The following is a 23,728-nucleotide window of genomic DNA, read 5'->3' on the forward strand; positions in this document are numbered from 1 at the left end:
AGGACCCGTGGCCAAGGCTTCACCGCGGGCCGTTGTCAGTGGGTGCCCCTACCGTTTTCCCCATGACGACGACGACCTATCTGGAGCTGTCGCAGGACGGCGGCGGTGCCCACAAGTTCTACGAAGTGACCGTCGACGACCTCACGGTGTCGGTCCGTTACGGCCGGATCGGAGCGGACGGGCAGACCCAGCGCTCCACCTTCCCGACCGCCGCGAAGGCCCAGGCCGCGGCGGCGAAGAAGATAGGGGAGAAGGTGCGCAAGGGGTACGCCCCGGCGGTCAGGGGGCAGCGCGCCGCGCGCGCCGTGACCCGCCGCGAGGTGACCTCCGCCCCCTCCACGGCCCGCGCCGTCGCCCCCGTCCTGTGGCGCTTCCGGACCGGTTCCGCGGCCTTCGGCATCCACGTCGACGAGGAGCGCTGCTGGGTCGGCAACCAGGCGGGGGACGTGTTCACCCTCGACCGCACCGGCGAGGTGCAGGCCCGCTTCAGCCTGCCGGACGGCGTCAAGTGCCTGGTCGCCGACGACTTCTGGATCTACGCGGGCTGTGACGACGGCAAGGTGTACGACCTGTCGTCCAAACTCCCCTTCGCCGCGTACGACATCGCCACCGACGTCGACATCTTCTGGCTCGACATCCACGAGGGCGTCCTGCACGTCGCCGACCGCTCCGGCCGGCTGACCGTCATCGACCACGAGGACGAGCACCAGTGGGCCCGCGGCGGCCTCGGCGAGCACGCCTGGATGGTCCGCGCCGACGGCGACGCCGTCTACTACGGGGACACCCGGGGCGTCGCCGCCCACGCCCCGGACGGCGGCGGCGAGCTGTGGCACACCGCGACCGAGGGCGGTGTCCTCTTCGGCTGGCAGGAGGACACGGCGGTCTACGCGGGCACGTCCCGCAAGAAGGTCCAGCGGCTCGCGAAGAAGGACGGGCGCGTGGAGGCGGTGTACTCCTGCGACAGCCCCGTGTACTCCTGCGCCACCTCGCCCGGCGGCCGGTTCGTCTTCGCCGCCGACTCGTCCTCCTCCGTCTACTGCTTCGCCGAGGACGGCACCCGGCTGTGGAAGCTCGGCACCGGCGGCGGGTCGGCGCTCTCCATGCAGTATCGCGACGAGCGGCTCTACCTGGTGACCACGGACGGCTCGCTGGTGTGCGTGGACGCGAGCGAGACGGCGATCGAGGCCGCCAAGGGCGGTACGGTCCCGGTCGCCCGGGACGTCAAACTGGCCGCCGCCCTGCCGGTGTACGAGCCGGCGACGACCGTCACCGCCGTGGCCACCGTCCACGACGCCCCGGCCGGCTCGGTCGTCGTGGAGTGCGTGACCGAGTCCGGCAGGACCCGTGTGCGGGTCGTCTCCGCGGGCTACGACTCCGAGTGGAACGTGCAGTTCCCGCGCGCCATCAGGCAACCGGGCGCGCGGTACGTGGTGGACGCCCTGCACCCCGCCGCCGGCGGCTTCTACCGCGTCCGCGGCGACATCCGGCGACTGCTGTGACGGGCGGTCAGGGCCCGGCGGACGGCGGCGGGGGCGTCTTCGAGGCGGCCACGGGGGACGGCCCGCCGCTGCCCGAGGCCGACGCCGAGCAGCGCTCGCGCGAGCTCCGCGCCGCCGTCGACGGGCTGCTCCAGATCAGAAGGCTGACGGGCCGCCGGGGCGGCGACCCGAAGGCCGCACCCGCCGAGTGGGAGCGCCGACAGCCGGTGCGCGCGGTCGCGCTTGCCCTGGAGAGCGGCGGGCTCGTCCCCTCGTCCGTCGACGGGTCCGGCGGCCGCGCCGGCACCGGGTACCGGGTCACCGCGGGGGAGCGGCCCGGCACGGCCGTGGTGGAGTGGCTCGGCCCGCCGGGCTCGGGCGCCGCCCAGGAGGAGGCGGCGGCACTCGGCGCGTGCGTACCGGCCCTGGCACGGCTCGGCTGGGAGGCCCTGCTCTACCGGGGGCCGCGCGGGCGCCGCTTCCTGGAGGTGGAGCCGATGGCGGGCTGACCCGGACGGCGGTGAACCGGGGCCGGGTCCGGGTCCGGGTCCGGCCGCGGGTCCCGCAGGGTCAGGCGATCGAGGCGGAGACGATCGCGGAGACCGCGATGTTGCAGGAAGCGGTCACCCACACCGCCGGGTGCGGCTCCGGGTCGACGAGGGTGGCGCCGAGCTTCCCCGGCGTGACCAGGTCCACGACCAGGAAGGCCACCGCCATCATCGCCAGGCCCAGCAGTCCGAACGCGGCCGTGGACACGAGCCCCTTGCCGAAGTCGTCGTACGTCGTCCAGATCGACGTGAACACGATCCCGCCGATGCCGAGGAGGGCCGAGCTCAACAGGATCGAGGCGTTGCGGTTGCGGTCCTCCCAGATCTGTCGCCCGAGCTTCCCGGGGGTCAGCAGGTCCACGAGCACGATGCCGAGGATCAGCAGGACCACGCCCAGGGCGCCGTAGGCGCCGGCCCGGCCGAGGCCGTTGACGATGTCGCTCATGGGGTGCCGGCTCCGAAAGGTCGCGATCACGGGGGATCGGTGGTCAAGGACCGGCAAAATGTAGCGCACGCGTCAACCGCGACCGCCGCCCGCCCGGTGATCGGGCGGACGGCGGACGGGCGGACGTCCTCGCGAGAGGCTCCGTGGGTCAGGCACCCGGCGGCAGGTTCTTGGCCCGCGAGCGCACCATGAACGCCGTGATCACCTCCACCGCGCCGACGGCGATGAGCCAGATGCCGCCGAGGAGCGTGAGGACCGCGACCGACTCCAGCGGCGACACGATCAGCACCACCCCGGCGAGCGCGCTGACGATGCCGAGGAAGATCTGCCAGCCGCGTGCCGGCATCGCCGGATCGGAGGCCGCCGCCACGGTCTGGGTGATGCCCCGGAAGAGCCAGCCGATCCCGATCCACAGGGCGAGCAGCACGGCCGACTGCGTCACGCCCTTGAAGCAGAACAGGCCCAGCAGGATCGAGAGCGCGCCGCTGATGAACGCCATGACCCGCAGTGCGGTGGTCGCGTGCGTCCCGAAGGCGGCCACCAGCTGCATCACGCCGCTGAGCAGCAGGTACAGACCGAACAGCACACCGGCCACGAAGAGGGAGGCGTCCGGCCACGCCAGGACCATGACGCCGAGGACCGCCGCGACGAGCCCGGCGATCAGCAACGTCTGCCACGCGATGCCGGCGAGCAGACCGAGGGGCCCGGGCGGCACGTCCTGATGCGGGGGTCGGTCATGAGTCTGTGTCATGGGACGGCACCGGTCCTTTCGTCGAGGACGGGAAGGGGGAGAAGGGGTGGGGGAAGCGAGGGGAGAGCGGACGCCGGTCGCGGGTTCAGCGCGCCGTGGCGTAGGAGCTCAGGAACAGCGCCTCGGCGATTGCCATGTGCTCGATCTCCGAGGGGTCCACGCTCTCGTTCGGCGCGTGGATGAGACAGCCCGGCTCCTCCACGCCGATCAGCGCGATCTCCGCGTCCGGGAAGTGCTCGGCCAGCACGTTGCACAGCGGGATCGACCCGCCCTGCCCGGACTGGACCATGTCCTTCCCGTACGCCTCGCGGAGCGCCGACCCGAGGGCGCGGTAGGCGGGACCGTCGGTGCGCGCGCGGAACGGCTGCCCGGCGCTCTCCGGCTCCACCTCCACCCGGGCGCCCCAGGGCGCCGCCGAGGTCAGATGGTCGGTGAGGGCGCGGCGGGCGTCGTCGGCGTCGATCCCGGGCGGCACCCGCAGGCTGACCCGGGCCCGTACCTTCGCCTGCACGGCCGCCGAAGAGCCCACCACCGGCGGGCAGTCGATGCCGAGCACGGTCACGGCGGGCCGGGCCCACAGCTCGTCGGCGACCGAGCCCGTACCGACGAGCGAGACGCCGTCGAGGACGCCCACGTCGGTGCGGAACTGCTCGGGCGGATAGTCCACGCCCTCCCAGACGCCGTCGCCGGCCAGCCCCTTGACCGCCGTGTTGCCGTGCTCGTCGCGCAGGCTGTCGAGGATCCGGACGAGCGCGGCGAGCGCGTCGGGCGCCGGCCCGCCGAACATGCCGGAGTGCATCTCGCCCTTGAGCGTGGAGACGGTGACGACGACGTTGGTGAGGCCGCGCAGCGAGGTGGTCGTGGTGGGCAGGCCCCGTGCGAAGTTGCCCGTGTCGCAGATCAGCAGGGTGTCGGCGGCGAAGAGTTCCGGCCGGAGCGGCACCAGCTGCTCCAGGCCGCCCGTGCCCTGCTCCTCCGAACCCTCGGCCACGAACTTGATGTTCACCGGGAACCCCCGGCCCTCCGGGCCGCCGAGCGCCCGCAACGCCGTCAGGTGCATGGCGATGTTGCCCTTGCAGTCGGCCGAGCCCCGCCCGTACCAGCGCCCGTCGCGCTCGGTGAGCTCGAACGGCGGCGTCCGCCAGGCGTCGTCGTCCAGCGGCGGCTGCACGTCGTAGTGGCAGTACAGCAGGACCGTGGGCGCCCCTTCGGGGCCCGGCGCGTGGCCGACGACCGCGTCCGTGCCGTCCGGGGTCGTCACCCGCCGCATGTCGCTCAGCCCGGCCTCGGTGAAGGCCCGTACGAGGAAGTCGGCGGTCTTCGCGCACTCCTCGGGCGGGAACTGGCGCGGGTCGGCGACCGAGCGCATCGACACCAGCTCCGCCAGGTCCTCCTTCGCCCGTGGCATCAGTGCCCGGACCTTCTCCCGCAGGGCTGCGGTCCCGGTGGCCTCGGCGGTCATGCGTACCCACTTCCCTCGGGGGTCGAAAGCCCACTCAGTCAAGCAACAGTGGGCAAGCACCGCAAAAGATGACTCAAGTGGACTATCCGGGACACCGTTCGAAGGGCGCCGGGGAGCGAGCGGGACGAGAGTGGACGCGTACGCCACCGCCTCCCGCACCTGGAGAACCTCATGGCCCACCTCAACCGACGCGACCTCGGGCTGCTCGTGCTGAGGGTCGGCACCGGCGCCGTACTTGCCGCGCACGGCACCCAGAAGCTCCTTGGCTGGTTCGGGGGCGGCGGCCTCGAAGGCACCACCAAGGCGATGGAGGCCATGGGCTTCAGCCCGGGCCGCGAGAGCGCCATCGCCGCGGGGCTCGGCGAGGCGGGCGGCGGCGTCCTGCTCGCCCTCGGCCTCGCCACCCCCGCCGCCGGCGCCGCCGCGGCCGGTGCCATGGCCGGAGCCGTCTCCGTGCACGCCCCGGCGGGCTTCTTCGCCGCGGCCGGCGGCTACGAGTACCCGGCGTTCCTCGGCTTCACCGCCGCCGCGATCGGCATCACCGGCGCCGGCCGCTACTCCCTCGACCACGCCACCGGGCACGTCCTCGACCGCCCCTGGGTGGTCGCCACCGCCTTCATCGGCACCGCCCTCGCCGCCGCCGCGGTGGTCGGCCGCCGCGCCGTGGAACAGGCGGACGAGGAAACCGACCCGGAGCCGGAGCCGGCGTAGCACCTGCCGGGAAGCCAGGGGACCCGTACGCGCCCACCGCGCGGGAGGGTTAGGCTCGCCGCAGAGGAAGGGACGGGCGCCGCGCATGAAGATCGATCTGACGGACACCGACTCCAGCAGGATCAACAAGGCGATCCTGAAGGGCCGCAGGGCCGTCGGCACCCCCGCCGTGGGCGCCGTGCTCACCCTCATCGTCGTCACCGACGAGGAGAACGCCTACGACGCGGTCAAGGCCGCCAACGACGCCTCACGGGAGCACCCCTCCCGCACCCTCGTCGTCATCAAGCGCCACAACCGGTCGCCCCGCGGCCGGCAGGAGACCCGGCTCGACGCCGAGGTCCGGCTCGGCACCGACGCCGGCTCGGGCGAGACGGTCCTGCTCCGGCTGCACGGCGAACTCGGCGCCCGCGCCGACTCCGTGGTCCTGCCGCTGCTCCTGCCGGACGCCCCGGTCGTCGTCTGGTGGCCCGTCGACGCCCCCGACGTCCCCTCCCTCGACCCCCTGGGATCACTCGCCCAGCGCCGCATCACCGACATGTACGCGGTCGAGGACCCCCTCGCCGCCCTGGAGACCCGCGCCGCCTCCTACGCCCCCGGCGACACGGACCTCGCCTGGACCCGGCTCACCCCGTGGCGCTCGATGCTGGCCGCGGCCCTCGACCAGGCACCGCTCTCCACCGTGACGTCCGCCGCCGTCGAGAGCGAGGCGGAGAACCCCAGCGCCGAACTCCTCGCCCGCTGGTTCGAGGTCCGCCTCGGCGTCCCCGTCGACCGGGTCGTCACCGACGGCCCCGTCGTCACCGCCGTACGCATGGACACCGCGGACGGCGAGATCCGCATCGACCGGCCCGAGGGCCCCGTGGCCAGGCTCGCGATCCCGGGCCAGCCCAGCCGCGTCCTCGCCCTCAAGGTCCGCACCACCGCCGAACTCATCGCCGAGGAACTCCGCCGCCTCGACCCCGACGAGGCCTACGAGGCCGCCCTGCGCGGCCGCGCCTGACAGCCGGGTACGGGGGCGCCCCTTCCGCGGCCGGCCCCTACCCGCGCAGCCGTCCCGGCAGCCAGCGCAGCTGCACCGCCTCCTGGACGGGGCCGCCGCCCTCGTGGTCGTTGAAGTCGTAGACCTCGATGGCCTTGTCCTCCTGGGCGTACGCGTTGAACGCGGCGAACACGGTGGACGGCGGGCACGTCTGGTCCTCGAGAGCCGTCGAGAACAGGGCGGGGGCCGTGGCCCGGGCCGCGAAGTGGACCCCGTCGAAGTAGGCCAGCGTGTCCCGCACCTGCCGCACACGACCCCGGTGGGTCTTGAGGTAGTTGCCGATCTCGCGGTACGGGTTGCGGTCCGTGACGGTGAGCGCCCGCGGGAAGTCGCACAGGAACGGCACGTCGGGCGCCACCGCGACCAGATCGCGGACCAGACCCGCCACGGCGAGGGCGATCCCGCCGCCCTGGCTTCCGCCCGTCACCGCCGTGCGCCCCGCGTCCACCAGGGGGTGCGCACGCGCCGCCTCCACGGCACGGACGGCGTCCGTGAAGAGCCGCCGGTAGTAGTAGGTGTACGGGTCCTCGACGCCCTTCGTCATGAAACCGGGGAACGACGGCGCGCTGCCGACCGGGTCGGCCGTGTCTCCACCGGCCCAGGTGCTGCCCTGACCGCGCGTGTCCATCACGAAGTGCGCGAACCCGGCCGACGCCCACAGCAGATGCGTGTGCGGCAGACCGCGCCCACCGCCGTACCCGAGGAACTCCACCACGACCGGCAGCGGTTCGGTGGTCCCCGCGGGCAGGACGAACCAGCCCTTCACCGGCTGCCCGTCGAAGCCGTTGAACGTCACGTCGAAGGTCTCGACCGTGGCCAGCCCCGTGACGACCGGCTCGAAGCGCGCCTCCAGATCGTGCGCGCGTGCTTCGTCGAGGGTCTTCGCCCAGAAGACGTCGAAGTCCTCCGGCTCCACAGACGTGCTGCGGTGGGTGCGGAGTTGATCGAGGGGCAGGTCGAACTGCGTCATGTGAACCGCCTGGTGAGTAAGGGTCGCGTTCGGAATCTCGACCGGTCACCACCGGCCCTGCCCACCCTAGCCGCGCACCCGCCCGATTCATATACGTGAATCGCACCCCGCCCGGCGCCGGCCCCGACTCGGCTGTCTCACCCTGTCCCGTCCGGCCCCGTACGAACCCGTCCGGGCGCGTCCGGACAGACACTCCGCGCCGTCGGTGTCACGAGAACACCCCCGGGACCGATCGCGTGACATCCTCGGACGAACCGCCCACACCGCAGGCAGTCGTGGGCCATCCTCGTGCTGCGCGGAGGGACTCCATGCTCATCAGCCACGCCGTGGGGACGGACGTCCTCCACGTGACCCTCCACCACGACCTGGACGTCACCAACAGGGCCGCCGCCGCCCTCCAGATCCAGGCGCTCGTCCAAGCGCACCGGCCCGCGCGGGTCGTCATCGAGCTCCCGGTCGCCGACCCCACGCCCGCCACCCTCAGCGCCCTCGCCCGCGCCCACCGCATGTGCGCGAGCCTCGGCATCACCCTCTCCCTGGGCGGCGCCAGCCCCCGCACCCACCGCCTCCTGGACGCGAACAGCGCCTGAACCCGGGGCGGGACGTGCGCGTTCCCGCCGGCGCGCCGAGCACCGGAGCCCTGCGCGCGCCCCGCGCGGGGGTCCGCTCAGCCCGGCGACCCGAGCGCGATCCGCCGTGCGGGCCCGCTCGCCCCAGCCCCCGACCTCGGCCCCCTCTTGCTGGACCTATCGAATCTCGATAGATTCCCATCGTGAATCGATGGAAGGCTGGGTCATGGGAAAGCTGACAGTGCGCGCGCTGCGCGCCGTGCTCGCGGTGGTGCTCACCGGCACGGTGGGGGTGCAGGTGTTGATGGTGTGGGCGTTGGCGACGGATCCGGAGGACGGGTCGCTGCCGCTGACGCCGCTGCGGCTGGTCACGATCCTGGGTATGGGGTCGGCGCAGGTCGCGTTGGTGTGCGTGTGGCGGCTGGTGACGATGGTCCGGCGCGGGACGGTGTTCTCGCACGCCGCGTTTCGGTACGTGGACGGGGTGATCGGTTCGATCGTGGCGGCCGCCCTCGTGTGGTTCGCGGTGACGGCGATCAACGCGCCGGGGCAGCGGGAGGATCCGGGCGTGACGGTGATCATGGCCGGGGTGGGGCTGGCGATCCTGGGCGTCGCGCTGATCGTGCTCGTGCTGCGGATGCTGTTGACCCAGGCCGTCGCGCGTGACGTCGAAGCGTCGCGGATGCGGGCCGAGTTGGACGAGGTGATCTGATGCCGATCGCCGTCGACATCGACGTGATGCTGGCCCGGCGGAAGATGTCCGTCGGCGACCTCGCGGACCGGGTCGGCATCACCCCCGCCAATCTGGCGGTCCTGAAGAACGGCCGCGCGAAGGCAGTGCGCTTCGCGACGCTCGCCGCGCTCTGCGAGGTGCTCGAATGCCAGCCGGGCGACCTGCTGCGCTGGGAGGCCGAGGACGTGGCGGAGGCGGAGGATGTGACCGAGGCCGAGGTCGAGGCCGAGGCGGAGGACGTGGCCGGCGTGGAGGGCGTGGCCGGAGACCCGGCGAAGGCGTGAGGTCCGCTTCGTGCGGGGCCGGCCGGGACCGTGCCCCTCGACGCCCTGGAGCCTGCTGAGCGGATGCGACGCGAGGGGCCGGTGTCGGCGTCGCAAGCTGACGACCTGCTGGTCCGTCCGGCGGCAGCGGGCCCGGTCCTTCGGGCATCCGGAGCTATGCCAGGGCGAAGTAGCGCAGCCACAGGTAGAGGGCCGAGACGGCGACGGTGACGGCGGTGACGACGAGGCCGTATGTGGTGAAGTGCCAGAAGCTGATGGGCCGGCGGTTGCGTTCGGCGATGCCGAGGACGACGACGTTGGCGGAGGCTCCGATGGCGGTGGCGTTGCCGCCGAGGTCGGCGCCGAGGGCGAGGGCCCACCACATGACGTGGTCGGGGTCGCCTCCCATGTCGGTGACGAGTTGGCCGGTCATGGGGGCCATGGTGGCGACGTAGGGGATGTTGTCGACTATGCCCGAGAGCACGGCCGAGCCGCCCAGCAGCAGCATGGAGCCGCCGAGTTCGTCGCCGCCGATGGTGTCCGCGAGGGCGCCGGCGAGGTCCCCGATGACGCCGGTCTCGATGAGCGCGCCGACCATGATGAACAGGCCGGCGAAGAAGGCGAGGGTGCCCAGCTACCTGCGAGCCGGGGACGGCGTACGGAACGCCGTCGGTGTCCAGGACCAGCAGCGCCGGCAGGTTCTGCTCGGCCAGCAGTCGGACGGCGTCCACGGCGCCGTCATCGGTGGACACGTGCGGGTAGGGCTCTGGCAGGTCACGGGCGGACACGGCTCTCCTTCTGGTCGGCGGGACTGTTCGGATGGGGGACGGCGGCGCTCGCGGGCGCCGCCTCGCCCGGGATGCCGGCCAGGCCGGCGACCTGGAACAGCCGGGCGATCGGTACGTCGCTGCTGCTGTGGGCGATGATGGAGAAGGCGATGCAGACGGCGATCAGGGTGTACGCCTGCTCGCCTTGCGGGATGCCGGCCTGGAGGACGACGAGCAGCCCGTAGACGACCGATGCGAAGCCCTTGGGGCCGAACCAGGCGGCGACCAGCTTCTCGCGCCGCCCGATCCGCGCAGCAGCGGCTGGAGCTTCGGTTCGGCGCCCAGCAAGCGCAGCCGCACCAGCGCCGCGACCCCGAGCGGCAGCGCGATTCCGAAGACCAGCCCCAGGACGAGCTCCAGGGCGATGGTGCCCGCGGACGCGTGGGCGAGTCTGGCGGCAGTCGGGCCGTCCGGACGTTGCCGGACTTCGGCATGGACGCGCTGGGTGGTGCCGGATTCGGGGGCGGGCACCGCTGACAGAGCCGGAACCTGCCGCCCGGCGTGCGTTAAAGCAGCGTAAAGATTGCCGGTGGCGGGCAATGTGGAGGACCTTGCCGCGCTGGCACGATCCCGGTGTCCGGCGGAAACGCACGCTCAGCGGGGGGGTGCTCATGGGCTTGTTCCTGGGTCTCGGCATCGGGGGAATCGTCCTGCTGGGGTGCTCGCTGGCGTTCGACGGGGTGCTCGAAGGTGTCTTCGACGGCGCCCTGGACGGACTGTTCGACGGGTGGCTGTCGCTTCCGGTGGTCGCGGGCTTCGTTTCGATGCTCGGTTTCACGGGGGCGATCGTGCTCGGGTCCACGGGGCTCGGGCAGGGAGCGGCAGCTGCCACGGGGGCCGTCGCCGGGGCGGGGGCGGGCTGGCTGACGTACCGGTTCGGCCGGGCCCTCGCCCGGGACGGAAGCGCCACCGCGCCTCGCCAGGCCGACCTCATCGGCTCCGCCGGGACCGTCGTCACCGCCATCCCGGCCGCAGGCTACGGCGAGGTCCTGCTGCGGTCGGGCGGCCAGCCGGTCAAGTGCGCGGCCACAGCCGACGGCCCGATGCCCCTGGGCACGGAGGTGTGGGTGACGGCGGCGCCGTCGTCCACCTCGGTCAGTGTCCGCGCCGTCGAGCGCTGACCCGGTCGTCCACCCATTCATTCACCACCGATCTGCCCCTATGACAGCGGGCAGGGGGGATTGCTCATGAGTCCAGTCGTCACCGCGGTCGTGGGAGTGGTCGTACTCCTCGTCCTGCTCGCCCTCGTCGTCGTCACCCGCTACAAGGTCGCCGGACCCAGCGAGGCGTTCATCATCACGGGCCGGCGCGGCAAGAAGTCCACGGATCCCGACACCGGGCAGGTGTTCACCGACAACAGCGGCCAGAAGGTCGTGGTCGGCGGCGGTGTCTTCGTCGTCCCGTTCGTCCAGCAGCGCTACACCCTCGACCTGTCGAGCCGTCACATCCCGATCGCCGTACGGGGCGCGGTCACGCTGCGGGGCATCAAGGCGAACCTGGAAGGCGTGGCGATCGTCAAGGTCGGCGGCAACGAGGACGCCATCCGCGCCGCCGCGCAGCGCTTCCTCCAGCAGCAGGACGGCATCGTCGGCTTCACCCAGGAAGTGCTCTCGGGCGCCCTGCGCGCCATCGTCGGCCGGATGTCGGTCGAGGACATCATCCGCGACCGGGCCGCGTTCGCCGGCCAGGTCGCCGAGGAGGCCGAGGCCAGCCTGTCCGGCCAGGGCCTGGTCCTGGACGCCTTTCAGATCCAGGACATCACCACCGAGGGCTCCTACCTGGAGGACCTCGGCCGCCCGGAGGCCGCCCGCGCCAGGCAGGAGGCCGACATCGCGGAGGCCAACGCCCGCCAGGCCGCCGAACAGGCCCGGCTGAAGGCCGAGGAGGAGATCGCCGTCGCGCAGCGCACGCTGTATCTGCGGCAGTCCGAGATCAAGGCCGAAACCGACGCCGCCGCCGCCCAGGCGAACGCCGCCGGCCCGCTGGCCGAGGCGGACCGCCAGCAGCAGATCCTCGCCGAGCAGGAGAAGGTGGCCGAGCGTCAGGCCGCGCTGACCGACCGCCAGCTCGACACCCAGGTCCGCAAGCCGGCCGACGCCAAGCGGTACGAAGCGGAGCAGCAGGCGGAGGCCCTCCGGGTGGCCCGGGTCAAGCAGGCCGAGGCCGAGCGCCTGGCCGCTATCGCCGCCGCGCAGGCCGAGGCCGAGCGGGCCCGGCTGACCGGTGAGGGCGAGAAGCAGCGCCGCTCCGCCCTCGCGGAAGCCGAGGCGATCGAGGGTGCCAAGCGCGGCGAGGCCGAGCGTGCCCGCCGCGCGGCCATCGCCGACGCCGTCCGGATGGAGGGCGACGCCGAAGCCGCCGCCATCGCCGCCAAGGGCTCGGCCGAGGCCGAGGCGATGCAGAAGAAGGCCGACGCCTTCGAGAGCTACGGCGACGCCGCGATGATCCAGATGCTCGTGGAGGTCCTCCCGCAGGTGGTCGCCAAGGCCGCCGAACCGCTGAGCGCCATCGACAAGATGACCGTCATCTCCACCGACGGCGCGAGCAAGCTGTCCCGTACCGTCGCGGACAACGTCGCCCAGGGCATGGAACTCCTCGGCTCCACCACCGGCGTCGACCTCACCCAGCTGCTCAAGGGCCTCACCACGTCCAAGTCGGGGACGACGACAGAGCCCGTCCCGGCCAACGGCAGGATCGCCCTCACCGACTGACGCCCTGCGACGTCCGCGTGTTCGGTGCGGCACGGACCGGCGAGCTGACGTAAGGGTTTCGTCATCGGGCCGGGGCTGTCGGGTGAGGGCCCGATCGCCTTGGATGGCGGATGAAGATGATGGTGAAGAGCGGGCTTGGAAGGGGGCGTCGTGGGGCGCGTCGGGAGGAAGCAGTGGTGGGCCGCGGCCGTCGTGGCGGGTCTGGCGGTGGTGGCGGCCGGACTGGTGTGGTTCAAGCCGTGGGCGTTGTGGGTGGACGAGACGGTGAACGAGGCGCTGCCTTTCGCCAACCCGGCCTCGCATGCTCCCGCGCCGGGTGTGCCGGAGTCCGCGGCGACCGCTCCCTCTCCGGCGGGGCCGGTCACGGTCGCGCAGGGCACCTTCATCAGCCACGAGCACACCACGACCGGCGCGGTGAAGATCATCCGGCTCGCGGACGGCACCCACACGCTCCGCCTCGAAGGCCTGGACACGAGCAGCGGCCCTGACGTGCGTGTCTGGTTGAGTGACGCACCCGTCAAGGAGGGCAAAGCGGGCTGGGGCCTCTTCGACGACGGACAGTACGTCAACCTCGCCAAGCTGAAAGGCAACAGGGGCGACCAGAACTACCCGCTGCCCGCCGACCTCGACTGGTCGAAGTACTCGAGCGTCAGCATCTGGTGCGACCGGTTCGACGTCTCCTTCGGCGCCGCTGAGCTCGCCCGCACCTGACCCGCGGACAGCCGCACGGCGTCGACACCGCCCGAGGGGATTCGGGCTGGCGTGTCACGGGAGGTCTCCGGCGTCGATGCGGCATGTTCTCCTCAGCAGGTGATCTCTGGTGAGTCCCGGTATACGGGCGTCTGTGGAGGTGTCGCGTGGATGCGGACGGCAGCGGGCCGGGCGGCTCCGAGGACGCTCCACGGCCCTCGCCCGAGGAACAGAGCACGCCGGGGCGGCCCCCTTCCCGGGAGGCAGGTCGACCGGCTGTACCTGTACCCGACGGGTCCTCCCGTCCCGGACCGGGGGCGGGCCCTTCCAGGCCGACACCGTCGACACGAATCCGAGCGGCCCTGGCATCCGTACCGACGGCCGGGCCGCCACCGGGCCCGGCCCGTCCCGAGTTCTGGCGCAGCCCCCTGCGGGGTCCGTGGCTGACAGCGGTGTTGGGGCTGGTCCTGCTGGTCGGCATCACCGTTCTGATCGTGACGGGCCTGCTGTCGTACGCCGCGTACAACCCGGATCTGGCCGTGGCGAACGACCAGACGCCGGACAAGGGATGGCTCGGCTTCTACCTCTTCTCCTGGCCGACGTCCCCGTACTGGCTCTACCGGGTCACCCAGGGGGTCCACGTCACGCTCGGGATCGTGCTGGTGCCGGTGCTCCTCGCGAAGCTCTGGTCGGTGATCCCGAAGCTGTTCGAGTGGCCTCCGGTGCGGTCGGTCGCCCACGGCATCGAGCGGCTGTCCCTGCTCCTGCTGGTGGGGGGAGCGGGGTTCGAGTTCGCCACCGGCATCCTCAACGTGCAGCTGCACTACATCTTCCCGGGCTCCTTCTACACGCTGCACTTCTACGGTGCCTGGGTGTTCACCGGTGCCTTCGTGGTCCACGTGGTCTTCCGGTTGCCGAAGGCCCTGCGCGCGGTCAGGACCCGGCTGGGGGAGCCCGCGGCCGGTACGGAGGAGGCGGCCGGGCTGGTCTCCCCGCGCCCGGCGGCGCCGACGATCTCCCGCCGGGGTGCGCTGGGCATGGTCGGGCTCGGGTCACTGGCCCTGTTCGTGGTCACCGCCGGACAGAGCGTGGGCGGCTGGTTCCGGCAGACGGCGCTGCTCGCCCCGCACGGTCAGGACCCGGGCCCCGGACCGAACGGCTTCCAGATCAACAAGACCGCCGCCTCGGTCGGCATCCGGCCCAGCGACATCGGCCCCGCCTGGCGGCTGACCGTACGCGGCGCCGGCCGACAGGTCGACCTGACCTACGACCAACTGCTGGCCCTGCCCCAGAGCAAGTCCTCCCTGCCCATCGCCTGCGTGGAAGGCTGGTCGACCCCCGACCAGCACTGGACCGGAGTCCGACTCACCGAACTGGCCGCTCTCGTCGGCCTCGGCACCAGCACCCCGCGCGTGCTGGTGGAGTCCGTACAACGCGGCGGTTCGTTCAGCGCCGTCGTCCTGCGCGACAACCAGGCCCGTGACGCCCGCTCGCTCCTCGCCGTGCGCGTCAACGGGGCCGCCCTCTCCCACGACCACGGCTACCCGGCCCGCGTGATCGTTCCCGGCGCCCCTGGCGTCCACAACACCAAATGGGTCACCCGCCTCACCTTCGGGGAGCCGGCATGAGGCCCCGCCCCCCACACGCGGGCACGAACACCTTCCGCCGCCGCTACGGCGCCTCCCCGCTCCACCTACTCCTGGTCCTCGCCTCCTTCGCTCTCGCCGGCTACGCGGGCGTGAGACTCCTCGACGGAGACACCGTCGGCGTGGCCCTCTGGTTCGTCGGCGCCGCACTCCTGCACGACCTCGTGCTGCTCCCCCTGTACTCGGTGACCGACCGGGCGGCCCAGGCACTCTTCGGACCCACCCCGGACGCGGGCGGCCCCGCGCCACGGGTGAGCGTCAACCACATCCGCGTGCCAGGCTTCGTCTCCGCCGTCCTGCTCCTCGTCTGGTGGCCGCTGATCTTCCGCCAAGTGGATCACTTCACCGCCTCCACCGCCCTCCCCGCGGACGTGTTCCTCGCCCGCTGGCTACTCATCACCGCCGCCCTCTTCGCGACCTCGGCCGCCGTCCTTCTCCTCCGCATGTGGCGTGGCACGAGGGAGAACAGACGGACCGCCCGGACTCAGACACGTGCCGGCAGGGCGACGGACTGACGGGCCCAGAGGCGGCCCCCGTTCTGCGCCGCACTCCGCCGGACGGTGCTGGTGCGGGAAGGTCCTCCGCGCGGTCGCACCCCCGGCGGGGCACGCCGGCGGGGGTGCGCATCGCGATGACGACCGCGGGGTCGCGCGGCTACGGCGCGCCGTACAAGGGTCTGGGTGCCGGTCTCGCCGCCGCCAAGCTCGTACGCCTCGTGGCGAGGGCCCGCAGCGCGGTCGACGAGATGACGGCGGCACTCGTGCGAGCGGCGCGCGAGGGCGGGGGTGCTCCTCGTCGGCGGGGCGCTCGGCCCGCTCGGCTACGCCCTCGTCGACGGTCTGGCGGTGCCCGCTCTGGGACTCCACCTCCAGCCGATCCACAGACTGGAGACATCCCCGCTCCGGCACTCGGGACCAGGCCCCCGGGCGCGGCGGGGAACCGGCTGAGCGGACGGGACGTCATGACGTCGGTGGAGCCGCACTTCTGCGACGGCGTGCGGTCTGCCGCGGCGGTACGGGCTTGTGGCGGCGGGCCGGTCCCGGCGTCGGGCGCGGCGGGTGTTCCGCGGCTACGGCGGACTCGTGGTCTCGTGGCCCCGGGACAGGCCCGTCGGGCTGGAGGTGTCGGGGTACGGGTGGCCGCACGAGGCCAATGCAGTTGCCTTTGTGCCGGGAAGATCGTTGCCCCGCGTGTGACGGGGTGGGACGCGGGCCGGCGGGTGCGGATCGGGATCCTGACGAAGGTGTTCACCGCCGAGCTGGTGGACGCGGCGATAACCAAGCACGACCGTGGCGAGCGGCGCCGCCGCCTCCTGTCGGCGAGGCTGGTCGTGTACTTCGTCCTGGCCCTGTGCCTGTTCGCCCGGGAGTCGTACGAGGAGGTGCTGCGGGTGCTGACCAGCGGCATCCCGGGCAGCCGGGCCCTCGCGCGGGTGAACCGGTCGTCATTGTGCCGGGCCCGCGCCCGCCTCGGCGAGGACGTGCTGGAGACCGTGTTCCGCCAAGTGGCCGGCCCGCTCGCCACCCCGGCCACGCCCGGCGCATGGTGGCGAGAACTGCGGCTCCTTGCCCTGGACGGCACCCAGTTCGATCTCCCGGATTCGACGAGCAACGGCGACACCTTCGACGGCCCCTCCACCACCGGCGGCGTCCCCTTCGGATTCCCCCAGGTCAGGGCGGTGGTCCTCGCCGAGATCGGAACGCACGGAGTCCTCGATGCCCGCCTCGGCGGCTACCGCGACGGAGAACGTAGCCTCGCCTACCCGCTGGCCGGCTCCACCGGCCCCGGCGACCTGGTCATCGCCGACCGCGGCTCCAGGCGGGCCGATCAGGTCACGGACACCGGAGGGCGTCCGGCAGGAACTGTGGGCCTACCTCGCGGTCCACCACGCCATCCGCCAGTTCGCCCACACAGCCGCACTTACCCGACCGGCCGTGGACACCGACCGTGTCTCCTACCTGAAGTGCGTCCGCATCATCCCTTCCCAGCTCGGAGCGACCGCCACCAAGCTCACCCGCTCCTTCGCCGAGGCCGGGCGGGAGGCACGCGCACGCCTCCTCCCGGCCCGGCGCGGCCGGGACTGCCCACGCGCGATCAAGAAGCCGAGCCGCTGGCCCGTCCTGAGGACCCGCGCCAGGCGCGGCACCGTCCAGCCCGGCCGCTGGGCGCACAACCAGACCACGAAGCCGAAGAGCAACCGCCGAGCCGGAAGACCGGTACTCAGGGGAACCCGAGCCTCGTCACCGCCTAAGGAGTAGGTGACGAGGGACCGAGAATGACGATCGGCTCCTCGGCTCGGGCCCGGGCGAGAGCAGTGGCGGCCTCTACCTCGTCGCGGGTCCCACGACGGCGCCAAGGGCCGCAGCGCGTCGGGGCTGCGGGCTCAGGTCAGCCGAGCCAGTCTCGGAATCGGGCGTGGGATGGTCCGCATGTGCCGTCGGCCAAGGCGTCCTCGTAAGCCTGCCTGGCTGCGGCTTCCCTCTCTTCCGCCGAAGTGCCGGCGGACGTGAGGGACCCTGAGCCGACTGCGTAGGTCGCGCATCGTGGATCGACCGGCTGAACGGCGTACCACCCGAAGGCGACGACGGCGGCCAGCGTGGCCAGGGTGATGAAGCGGCGTCTGGGTGTGTGGAAGAACGGGTTGATCACCTATGGATGGTACGGAGCGTGTCTGACCTGCCGGCCCGCGCCCTACTCCGTCACAGACAGGGCGACGATCCCCCGCAACTCAAAGGCAACTGCATTGGCCGCACGAGGCCCCCGGCGGACGGCTGCCCGGAGAGCTGGGGGACTGCCTCGCCGCCGGGCTCCTGCCGGTCTTCGTCGGCTGGGCAGCGCTACCGTGCCCGACCCCGAGCGGTGAGCCGCGCGATCGTCATCGCCCTGGGGGCCGCGAAGGTGCGCGGGATCGTTCAGCACGGCTGGGCGGCGGGCCGTGACGCCCGGGGTGACGACGTCCTGACCGTCGGCGAGGTGCCGCACTTCTTGCTGCTTTCCCGGGCGGCTGTCGTCGTCCACCACGCGGGGGCGGGCACGACCGGTGCCGTCCTGCGGGCCGAGGTGCCCACCGTCCCGGTGCCGGTGCCGGTGCCGGTGCCGGTGCCGGTGCCGTTCGACGCGGCGTTCCGGGCCTCCCGGCTGACCGCGCTGGGCACCTCGCCCGGGGCGGTGCCGCTGCGCCGGCTGACCGCCGGGTCCCTGGCCGACGACCTGCGCCGGGCGACGCTGGACGGCTCGCACGCCGCCCGCGCCCGCGCGCCGGCCGACGGCCTCGCCGCGGAGGACGGCGTCGCACCGGTGTCGGCCGCGCTCGCCCGTCTGTCGCCGGCTGACCGGGGGCCGATGGTGGACCGCGGCGCCGCCGTGCCGGTGCGTGCGGACACCGAGACGGGGTAGGCGCACCATCCGGAACGACTCGGAGTCGTACGCGCGCGGAAGGAGACGCCATGTCCATGGAGTCCGGATCCAGGCGGGCGTCACCGGGCGGCGACGGCGAGGCCGGGTTCCGGCTGTTGCTGGTGCGCCACGCGAAGGCCGTGCGCAAGGACCGGCGGGTCGACGACATCGACCGCGAGCTGAGCAAGCGGGGCAGGCGTGACGCGCACCGGACCGGCCAGTGGCTCGCGGACTCCGGTCCCAGGGCCGACTTCGTGCTGTGCTCCCCGTCGCGCAGGACCCGCCAGACGTGGCGGCTCGCGGCCTCCGCGCTGGACGACCCGCCGCCCGTCGTCTACGACGAGCGCCTCTACAACATGCCGCCGAGCAAGCTGGTCTCCGTACTGGCGGAGCGGGGTCCGGGCCTTCGTGCCGTGGTCCTCGTCGGCCACAACCCGGGGATCCACGAGCTGGCCGCCGGACTGTGCGGGAGCGGCCCTCCGAAGCTGCTGAAGCGGGTGAGGGCGGGCTTCCCGACCTCGGGAGTGGTGGTGATCGAGGTGCCCGAGGGCTGGGAGCGGCTGGCCCCCGGCAGTGGAAGGGTGATCGCCTGCTGGTCACCGGCCGACTGATCCCGTCGGCCCGGACGGAGAGTCCGGCCGGTTCCGCCGGCGGGTGGGCGGTGCCGTGGTGGGCAGGAGCCCAGCCTGTGCGGTGCCGTGAGGCCGTGCTGTGGCGGGCTCCCGCACACGAGAAGGAGGGTGCGGAACGATGACCGGTGACGGCGCGTACGAGCGCGACCGCGCGTACATCACGACCCGGATCACGGCTGACGGACGGGACGGTTTTCCGGTGGAGCCCGGGCGGTACCGCCTGATCATCGCCCGGGCCTGCCCGTGGGCGAACCGGAGCGCGATCGTGCGGCGTCTGATGGGACTGGAGGGCGTGCTCCCGATGGGGATCGCCGGCCCTCTGCACGACGAGCGGAGCTGGTGCTTCCACCTCGACGCCGGGGGCCGGGATCCGGTCCTCGGGATCGAGTGGCTGAGGGAGGCGTACGAGGCGCGCGAACCCGGCTACCCGAAGGGCATCACCGTGCCCGCGATCGTCGACGTCCCGACCGGCCGGGTGGTGACCAACGACTTCGAGCGGATCACGCTCGACCTGGGCGGCGAGTGGACGGCTCATCAGCGGGACGGGGCCCCGGAGCTGTATCCGGAGAGGTGGCGCGACGAGATCGACGACGTGGCCGACAAGGTGTACCGGGACGTCAACAACGGCGTCTACCAGTGCGGCTTCGCCGGTGACCAGGCGGCGTACGACCAGGCGTACCGAAGGCTGTGGGAACGGCTGGACTGGCTGGAGGAGCGGCTCGGACGCCGGCGCTATCTGGTCGGCGACACCCTCACCGAGGCCGACGTCCGCCTGTTCCCGACCCTCGTGCGCTTCGACGCCGTCTACCACGGCCACTTCAAGTGCAACCGGCAGAAACTGAGCGAACTGCCGGCCCTCTGGGCCTACGCGCGGGACCTGTTCCAGACGCCCGGCTTCGGGGACACGATCGACTTCGCGCAGATCAAGGCGCATTACTACGTCGTCCATCACGACATCAATCCGACCGGGATCGTCCCCCGGGGCCCGGACGTCCGCGGATGGCTCGCGCCGCACTACCGGGAGGAACTCGGCGGCCGGCCCTTCGGCGACGGCACCCCGCCCGGGCCGCCGCCCCCGGCCGAGCGCGTGGCGCCGCTCGGCTCGGAATTCGATACGGATTCCCATGTTTGAATGCGCGCAGATGGCGTAGAAGAAAGTGCAGAAGACGCAGGAAGTGGAAATCGGCTTTTCGCTGAAACGGCCCGCCGTTCGGTGACCGGGAGGAGATGGTCGTGACATTCGGATCGCGCCGTCACGGTCGCTGGGGAAGGCGTCGGACGTGGCTCCGACGGACTCCGGGCGCCCTCCTTCACCGAGGGGTCGTGCGCGGGGTGAAACGCCAGCTCCGGCTGGTGGCCTGGAGCGTCCGGACGTCGTTCCGGGCGGCGTTCCACGCCGCGCTGCCGACGGCGGTCCGGGGCATGCTGTAGGGCTCCGGAGCAGGCCGGTACGAATACAGCAGGATTCACGACACGGGACGGAAGGAATCATGGGAATAATCGCCTGGATAATCCTCGGGCTTCTCGCGGGCATCATCGCCAAGATGGTGATGCCCGGAAAGGACCCGGGCGGCTTCATCGTCACCACGATCATCGGCATCGTCGGAGCCCTGCTCGGCGGTTGGCTGGGCAAGGTCATCTTCGGCGTGGACTCCGTCGACGGCTTCTTCGAGCTGTCCACCTGGATCGCCGCCATCGTCGGATCGCTCATCCTCCTGGCGCTCTACCGGCTCTTCGCCCGGCACAGGTGACATCGTCCGCGGCCCGGCGCCCCCGCCCCTTGTCGGCCGCCCCGCTGCTGCCCCCGACAGCTCCTCAGCGGTCGGGGGCAGCAGTGTGCCGAGCGGACCGGTTTCCCAGGACCAGGCCGGAACGAGCGAGCGAGGGCGGACCCTCCTCCGGCACGGTGCCGCCGCGATTGCATCGCCGATGCCGGGGTAGCAGCGCCGACATCACGGTTTGACCTGTTTTAGCCCTGTCAGGAAGGCAGATTCATGTCTCTCTCCCTAGTTGCCACCTCCGAACTCGCCGCGTCCGGATCGTCCTCGCTGCTCCTGATCCTGGTGGGAGTGGTGCTGGTGGCCGTGCTGCTCGCGTCGTTCTGGTGGGGCTCCCGGCGCGTCGCCCGCAGGCGGCGGAACGCCCGTGTCGCCCAGCCGCCACCCGCGGAGGCGAGGCGGGATTCCTGGTCCGCCCCGGACGAGGGGCGGGATCGATGAGGAGGGACGCGTACGTCCCCCGATTGAGCGGAGGAGACAGCATGGGCGAGAAGAAGCAGCGCACGACGGACGACGGCCGCGGCAGCCGGCCGCGCACCACCCCTGCCGACGCGGTGGGGGAGAGCGGCGACGAGGAGGCCCGGAGGGAGGCCGCCGAGGCCGTGTCCTCCGGGGGACCCTCCAGCGGCCGGCGCGAGACCGGCGAGCGCCGCGGGACCGCCGGCCATGAAACCACCGACCGGAAGGGCGCCGGCGGCCACGCTGCCAAGAACCAGCGCCCCGGAGTCGGACGCGAGGAGCAGACGCGGTCACACGACGGCTGACGGGTGCGCGGGCGTCGGTGGGTTCACCGGCGCCCGGGGTGTCATCCGGCGGGGAGGAGAGTGGGTTGCGTCGGCTACGAAGCCGCCGGTCGCGGACAGCTGCGGGACGGTAGCGGCCGGAGTTGATCCACTCCAGTCGGCCGGTGGCGGTGGCGGTGGCGGTGGGAGTGGCGGTGGCGGTGTCGAGGTCACCGGCCACGCAGGTCGGCAACTGCTCTGGGGTCCAGCGCCCCAGGGGACGGTCGATATCCACTGCGATCCCTTCGAGGCTGCCGTCGGCGTGCTGGGTTGAGCGGTAGGCGGCCGCGGCGGCCCGCGTCCGGCGCCGCCTCAGCCGTCGCACGCGAGGTCGTGGTCCATGGCGTTCAGCAGCGTCGGATGCAGTACGTCTCCCTCCGAGCTGTGGTCGTACGCGTCCCCCCCGACGTCGTACGCGGACTGACTCCAGACGGCGCTGGAGGTCACCCGCCGCCGTACGGATGGTGCGCGGCGGCCTGAAGGCTCAAGGCAGCTCCGCCTGGAGGCGCATCGATCGGGTACGCATGGTCCGGGCCAGCACGTCGCTGAGCGGCTGCATGGTGGCCCGAATTATGGCGGCCGGGTCGGAGAGGCCCTGGCGCCGGTGCAGGAGTGCGGCGTCGTTTTCCGGTGCGGTGACCCGCAGGACGCCCATCCGGCCGATGCCGTCCACGACCGGGGTCCATCCCGCACGCTCCCTGCCGCCGGAGTCCGGCCGGCTCAGCCGTACCGACTCGATGCGGTACGCGTGTGCCGCGAGCGAGTTGTCGACGGGCAGTGTCGTTACGCCCACGGTCCCGTCGTCGGCCGTGAGCCGGGACGCCCCGCTCGGGGGTCGGGAGCGCTACTGGCCATGCGCGCAGACCGGAGGTGACCATCGGCGGGTGCGGGCCGTTCGGACGGCGTTCCGGCTGACCTTGATGCCGACCTCGTGGAGACGGTCCTCGGCCTGCTGGCCGTCCAGCTCGCTGTCGCGCAGGTCGAGGAGACCGCGCGCGGCGGTCTCGCGGTGAACATTATTAAGTGCTGAACCGTTCACCCCGCACGGCCGGCCCCGGGGGGTTCCCCGGGGCCGGCCGTGCGGGGTCGGGCGGGGCTGACGCTCCATGGGTCCGCCTCAGTACCCGAGTCCGCGGGGATCCGGCACCACGGTGAGCAGCGCCGAGACGACCAGGATCGCCGCGAGCACAGAGGCCTCGACGCGCGCGGGTGTCTGGGCGTTCGCGCCGGACAGCATCCGGCCCCCGGCGGCGAGGGCGAGCAGGCTCGCCCTCGCCGAATAACACCAGCTTCACCAGGAGGAGCCGGCCGTAGGCGGTGCCCAGGACGGCGTCCAGCGGCACCCCCTGCTGCTGGAGGTCGGCCACGTAAACCCGGGCCCCGCTCAGCCCCAGCCGCCGCCCGGCGTCCGCCACGAGCAGAGGGACCGCGCGGGGCGCGAGCCGGTGGGCGCGGTCGGCGCATCCGCCAGGACCGAGCCCGGGGTGTCGCCGTCCCCAGGTGTCGCCCTTCGTCGCCGGTCACTGGCGGACCTCGGTGACCCTCCGCCAGGACCGCGCCCAGGGTGTCGCCATCCACAGGCGCCGCCCTTCGCCACCGGTCACTGGCGGACCCCGGTGGTTCTCCGCCAGGACCGCGCCCAGGGTGTCGCCATCCGCGGGCGCCGACCTTCGCCACCGGTCACCGGCGGACCCCGGTGGCCCTCCCGTCGTGCGCCGGTGCGCGCTCGGGGGTCGGCTCGCCGTCCAGGGCGATGCGAGCGGTCACCCGCTTGCCGACGGACTCCCGCTGGACCTCGAAGTGCCTGGCGACGGACGTCACGGCCTCCAGGCCGTGCTGTCCGACGCGGGTCGGGTCGGTGTCGCCGACCACGGGTAGGGCCGGCTGGCTGTCCCACACGGTGATGGCGGCCAGCCCGCGCTCCAGCCGTAGCTCCAGTAGAAGGGGGCCGGGGGCGTGCTTGAGGGCGTTGGTGACCAGCTCGCTGGTGACGAGTCGGGCGGCGTCCACCGCGCAGGGCGGCACGGGCCGGCCGTGCCGTGTGAGACCGTGCAGGAAGTCCACGGTGAGGCGGCGGGCCCGGGAGGGCGAGAGGTCGCCCCGGGCGAAGGCGTGGGTGATGTGCGCGTCGTCGGTCTTCCGCATCGTTCGCTCTCCGTCTCGCACGGCCGGGTCTTCCGGAGCTCTGTGCGCGTCCTGCCCGTGGGCTGTCCTTATGCCCCGATATCTCCACTTACTGCACTGTCGTGCGATCGGATGTGGGCTCCGTCTCCGTCCCCGCTCTCCTGTCCGCTCGC

Annotated in this window: 27 protein-coding genes and 3 pseudogenes; 19 read left to right on the forward strand and 11 right to left on the reverse strand. The window is 72.6% G+C overall.

Translation table 11 applies throughout. The features are described from left to right. The first annotated feature begins 62 nt into the window (after window positions 1-62). Window positions 63-1,499 carry a WGR domain-containing protein gene (locus tag MRBLMG1_RS02545; protein ID WP_367820206.1) on the forward strand — a complete coding sequence of 479 codons (1,437 nt, stop codon included), beginning with the start codon at window positions 63-65 and terminating at the stop codon, window positions 1,497-1,499. Further along, window positions 1,496-1,987: a hypothetical protein gene (locus tag MRBLMG1_RS02550; RefSeq protein WP_367820207.1), complete on the forward strand. Its 492-nt coding sequence runs from the start codon at window positions 1,496-1,498 to the stop codon at window positions 1,985-1,987. Before MRBLMG1_RS02545 ends, MRBLMG1_RS02550 begins: the two co-directional genes overlap by 4 nt. Before the next feature lie 61 nt (window positions 1,988-2,048). Here MRBLMG1_RS02550 and MRBLMG1_RS02555 read toward each other — a convergent pair whose 3' ends face one another. From MRBLMG1_RS02555 to MRBLMG1_RS02565, 3 genes are all read right to left on the reverse strand, one after another. Further along, on the reverse strand, window positions 2,049-2,471 hold the full coding sequence (locus tag MRBLMG1_RS02555; protein ID WP_367820209.1) for a DUF350 domain-containing protein: 423 nt from the start codon (window positions 2,469-2,471) through the stop codon (window positions 2,049-2,051). A 148-nt stretch (window positions 2,472-2,619) separates the two neighbouring features. Then, window positions 2,620-3,222: an HdeD family acid-resistance protein gene (locus MRBLMG1_RS02560; protein WP_367820211.1), complete on the reverse strand. Its 603-nt coding sequence runs from the start codon at window positions 3,220-3,222 to the stop codon at window positions 2,620-2,622. An 85-nt stretch (window positions 3,223-3,307) separates the two neighbouring features. Then, the gene (locus MRBLMG1_RS02565; RefSeq protein WP_367820212.1) at window positions 3,308-4,684 is read right to left on the reverse strand and encodes a dipeptidase; all 1,377 of its coding nucleotides are present in this window, start codon (window positions 4,682-4,684) and stop codon (window positions 3,308-3,310) included. Window positions 4,685-4,855: 171 nt separating this feature from the next. Between MRBLMG1_RS02565 and MRBLMG1_RS02570 the strand changes: the two genes are divergently transcribed. Continuing rightward, the gene (locus tag MRBLMG1_RS02570) at window positions 4,856-5,395 is read left to right on the forward strand and encodes a DoxX family membrane protein (RefSeq protein WP_367820214.1); all 540 of its coding nucleotides are present in this window, start codon (window positions 4,856-4,858) and stop codon (window positions 5,393-5,395) included. Window positions 5,396-5,480: 85 nt separating this feature from the next. Next, entirely contained in the window at window positions 5,481-6,395 is a 915-nt protein-coding gene (opcA, locus tag MRBLMG1_RS02575) for a glucose-6-phosphate dehydrogenase assembly protein OpcA (RefSeq protein ID WP_367820216.1), read from the forward strand. A 37-nt stretch (window positions 6,396-6,432) separates the two neighbouring features. On the opposite strand, the gene MRBLMG1_RS02580 is transcribed toward opcA, so the two are convergent. Next, window positions 6,433-7,404 carry an acetylxylan esterase gene (locus MRBLMG1_RS02580; protein WP_367820218.1) on the reverse strand — a complete coding sequence of 324 codons (972 nt, stop codon included), beginning with the start codon at window positions 7,402-7,404 and terminating at the stop codon, window positions 6,433-6,435. A gap of 308 nt (window positions 7,405-7,712) precedes the next feature. On the opposite strand from MRBLMG1_RS02580, the gene MRBLMG1_RS02585 reads away from it, so the two are divergent. From MRBLMG1_RS02585 to MRBLMG1_RS02595, 3 genes are all read left to right on the forward strand, one after another. After that, complete coding sequence (locus MRBLMG1_RS02585; protein ID WP_367820220.1) at window positions 7,713-7,994, forward strand: hypothetical protein; 282 nt, start codon at window positions 7,713-7,715, stop codon at window positions 7,992-7,994. Between the two features lie 205 nt (window positions 7,995-8,199). Continuing rightward, window positions 8,200-8,685, forward strand: a complete 486-nt coding sequence (locus tag MRBLMG1_RS02590; RefSeq protein WP_367820323.1) for a DUF2975 domain-containing protein — start codon at window positions 8,200-8,202, stop codon at window positions 8,683-8,685. Then, on the forward strand, window positions 8,685-8,990 hold the full coding sequence (locus MRBLMG1_RS02595; RefSeq protein WP_367820221.1) for a helix-turn-helix domain-containing protein: 306 nt from the start codon (window positions 8,685-8,687) through the stop codon (window positions 8,988-8,990). The genes MRBLMG1_RS02590 and MRBLMG1_RS02595 overlap by 1 nt, the downstream gene beginning before the upstream one ends. A 154-nt stretch (window positions 8,991-9,144) precedes the next feature. Here the strand turns inward: MRBLMG1_RS02595 and MRBLMG1_RS02600 are convergent. Further along, a pseudogene (locus tag MRBLMG1_RS02600) lies at window positions 9,145-9,597 on the reverse strand (SLC13 family permease); the annotation flags it as partial. A gap of 146 nt (window positions 9,598-9,743) precedes the next feature. Next, a pseudogene (locus MRBLMG1_RS02605) lies at window positions 9,744-10,204 on the reverse strand (sodium:proton antiporter); the annotation flags it as partial. Between the two features lie 203 nt (window positions 10,205-10,407). Between MRBLMG1_RS02605 and MRBLMG1_RS02610 the strand changes: the two are divergent. From MRBLMG1_RS02610 to MRBLMG1_RS02635, 6 genes are all read left to right on the forward strand, one after another. Beyond that, a complete protein-coding gene (locus MRBLMG1_RS02610) occupies window positions 10,408-10,917 on the forward strand; it encodes a hypothetical protein (protein WP_367820223.1) in 510 nt (169 codons plus the stop codon). Between the two features lie 66 nt (window positions 10,918-10,983). Continuing rightward, the gene (locus MRBLMG1_RS02615) at window positions 10,984-12,507 is read left to right on the forward strand and encodes a flotillin family protein (RefSeq protein ID WP_367820225.1); all 1,524 of its coding nucleotides are present in this window, start codon (window positions 10,984-10,986) and stop codon (window positions 12,505-12,507) included. 150 nt (window positions 12,508-12,657) lie between these two features. Next, the gene (locus tag MRBLMG1_RS02620; protein WP_367820227.1) at window positions 12,658-13,218 is read left to right on the forward strand and encodes a DM13 domain-containing protein; all 561 of its coding nucleotides are present in this window, start codon (window positions 12,658-12,660) and stop codon (window positions 13,216-13,218) included. Window positions 13,219-13,559: 341 nt separating this feature from the next. Further along, window positions 13,560-14,825: a molybdopterin-dependent oxidoreductase gene (locus MRBLMG1_RS02625; protein WP_367820324.1), complete on the forward strand. Its 1,266-nt coding sequence runs from the start codon at window positions 13,560-13,562 to the stop codon at window positions 14,823-14,825. Beyond that, window positions 14,822-15,358 (forward strand): hypothetical protein, encoded by a 537-nt coding sequence (locus MRBLMG1_RS02630; RefSeq protein ID WP_367820229.1) that lies wholly within the window; start codon window positions 14,822-14,824, stop codon window positions 15,356-15,358. The genes MRBLMG1_RS02625 and MRBLMG1_RS02630 overlap by 4 nt, the downstream gene beginning before the upstream one ends. Before the next feature lie 446 nt (window positions 15,359-15,804). Beyond that, window positions 15,805-17,094, forward strand: coding sequence for a transposase domain-containing protein (locus MRBLMG1_RS02635; protein ID WP_414721474.1), 1,290 nt, complete (start codon window positions 15,805-15,807; stop codon window positions 17,092-17,094). Between the two features lie 137 nt (window positions 17,095-17,231). Here the strand turns inward: MRBLMG1_RS02635 and MRBLMG1_RS02640 are convergent, their stop codons facing one another. Next, complete coding sequence (locus MRBLMG1_RS02640) at window positions 17,232-17,492, reverse strand: hypothetical protein (RefSeq protein ID WP_367820233.1); 261 nt, start codon at window positions 17,490-17,492, stop codon at window positions 17,232-17,234. A gap of 210 nt (window positions 17,493-17,702) precedes the next feature. Here MRBLMG1_RS02640 and MRBLMG1_RS02645 point away from each other — a divergent pair, with 210 nt between their 5' ends. From MRBLMG1_RS02645 to MRBLMG1_RS02670, 6 genes are all read left to right on the forward strand, one after another. Next, window positions 17,703-18,239 carry a glycosyltransferase gene (locus tag MRBLMG1_RS02645; protein ID WP_414721475.1) on the forward strand — a complete coding sequence of 179 codons (537 nt, stop codon included), beginning with the start codon at window positions 17,703-17,705 and terminating at the stop codon, window positions 18,237-18,239. A 50-nt stretch (window positions 18,240-18,289) separates the two neighbouring features. Then, window positions 18,290-18,850 carry a SixA phosphatase family protein gene (locus MRBLMG1_RS02650; RefSeq protein ID WP_367820234.1) on the forward strand — a complete coding sequence of 187 codons (561 nt, stop codon included), beginning with the start codon at window positions 18,290-18,292 and terminating at the stop codon, window positions 18,848-18,850. A 139-nt stretch (window positions 18,851-18,989) separates the two neighbouring features. After that, the gene (locus MRBLMG1_RS02655; RefSeq protein WP_367820236.1) at window positions 18,990-20,003 is read left to right on the forward strand and encodes a glutathione S-transferase family protein; all 1,014 of its coding nucleotides are present in this window, start codon (window positions 18,990-18,992) and stop codon (window positions 20,001-20,003) included. A 358-nt stretch (window positions 20,004-20,361) separates the two neighbouring features. Next, window positions 20,362-20,622: a GlsB/YeaQ/YmgE family stress response membrane protein gene (locus MRBLMG1_RS02660; RefSeq protein WP_367820238.1), complete on the forward strand. Its 261-nt coding sequence runs from the start codon at window positions 20,362-20,364 to the stop codon at window positions 20,620-20,622. 243 nt (window positions 20,623-20,865) lie between these two features. Next, window positions 20,866-21,090, forward strand: a complete 225-nt coding sequence (locus MRBLMG1_RS02665) for a DUF6479 family protein (RefSeq protein ID WP_367820240.1) — start codon at window positions 20,866-20,868, stop codon at window positions 21,088-21,090. A 41-nt stretch (window positions 21,091-21,131) separates the two neighbouring features. Next, on the forward strand, window positions 21,132-21,413 hold the full coding sequence (locus tag MRBLMG1_RS02670) for a hypothetical protein (RefSeq protein WP_367820242.1): 282 nt from the start codon (window positions 21,132-21,134) through the stop codon (window positions 21,411-21,413). 330 nt (window positions 21,414-21,743) lie between these two features. On the opposite strand, the gene MRBLMG1_RS02675 is transcribed toward MRBLMG1_RS02670, so the two are convergent. The 4 genes and pseudogenes from MRBLMG1_RS02675 to MRBLMG1_RS02690 form a co-directional block, all read right to left on the reverse strand. Continuing rightward, complete coding sequence (locus MRBLMG1_RS02675) at window positions 21,744-21,878, reverse strand: hypothetical protein (protein WP_367820244.1); 135 nt, start codon at window positions 21,876-21,878, stop codon at window positions 21,744-21,746. 37 nt (window positions 21,879-21,915) lie between these two features. After that, on the reverse strand, window positions 21,916-22,224 hold the full coding sequence (locus MRBLMG1_RS02680) for a hypothetical protein (protein WP_367820326.1): 309 nt from the start codon (window positions 22,222-22,224) through the stop codon (window positions 21,916-21,918). Window positions 22,225-22,264: 40 nt separating this feature from the next. Further along, a pseudogene (locus MRBLMG1_RS02685) lies at window positions 22,265-22,419 on the reverse strand (serine hydroxymethyltransferase); the annotation flags it as partial. A gap of 692 nt (window positions 22,420-23,111) precedes the next feature. Then, complete coding sequence (locus MRBLMG1_RS02690; protein ID WP_367820246.1) at window positions 23,112-23,576, reverse strand: ATP-binding protein; 465 nt, start codon at window positions 23,574-23,576, stop codon at window positions 23,112-23,114. Window positions 23,577-23,728: the final 152 nt, after the last annotated feature.

This window comes from Streptomyces sp. LMG1-1-1.1, assembly GCF_040815545.1.
Lineage (GTDB): Bacteria > Actinomycetota > Actinomycetes > Streptomycetales > Streptomycetaceae > Streptomyces.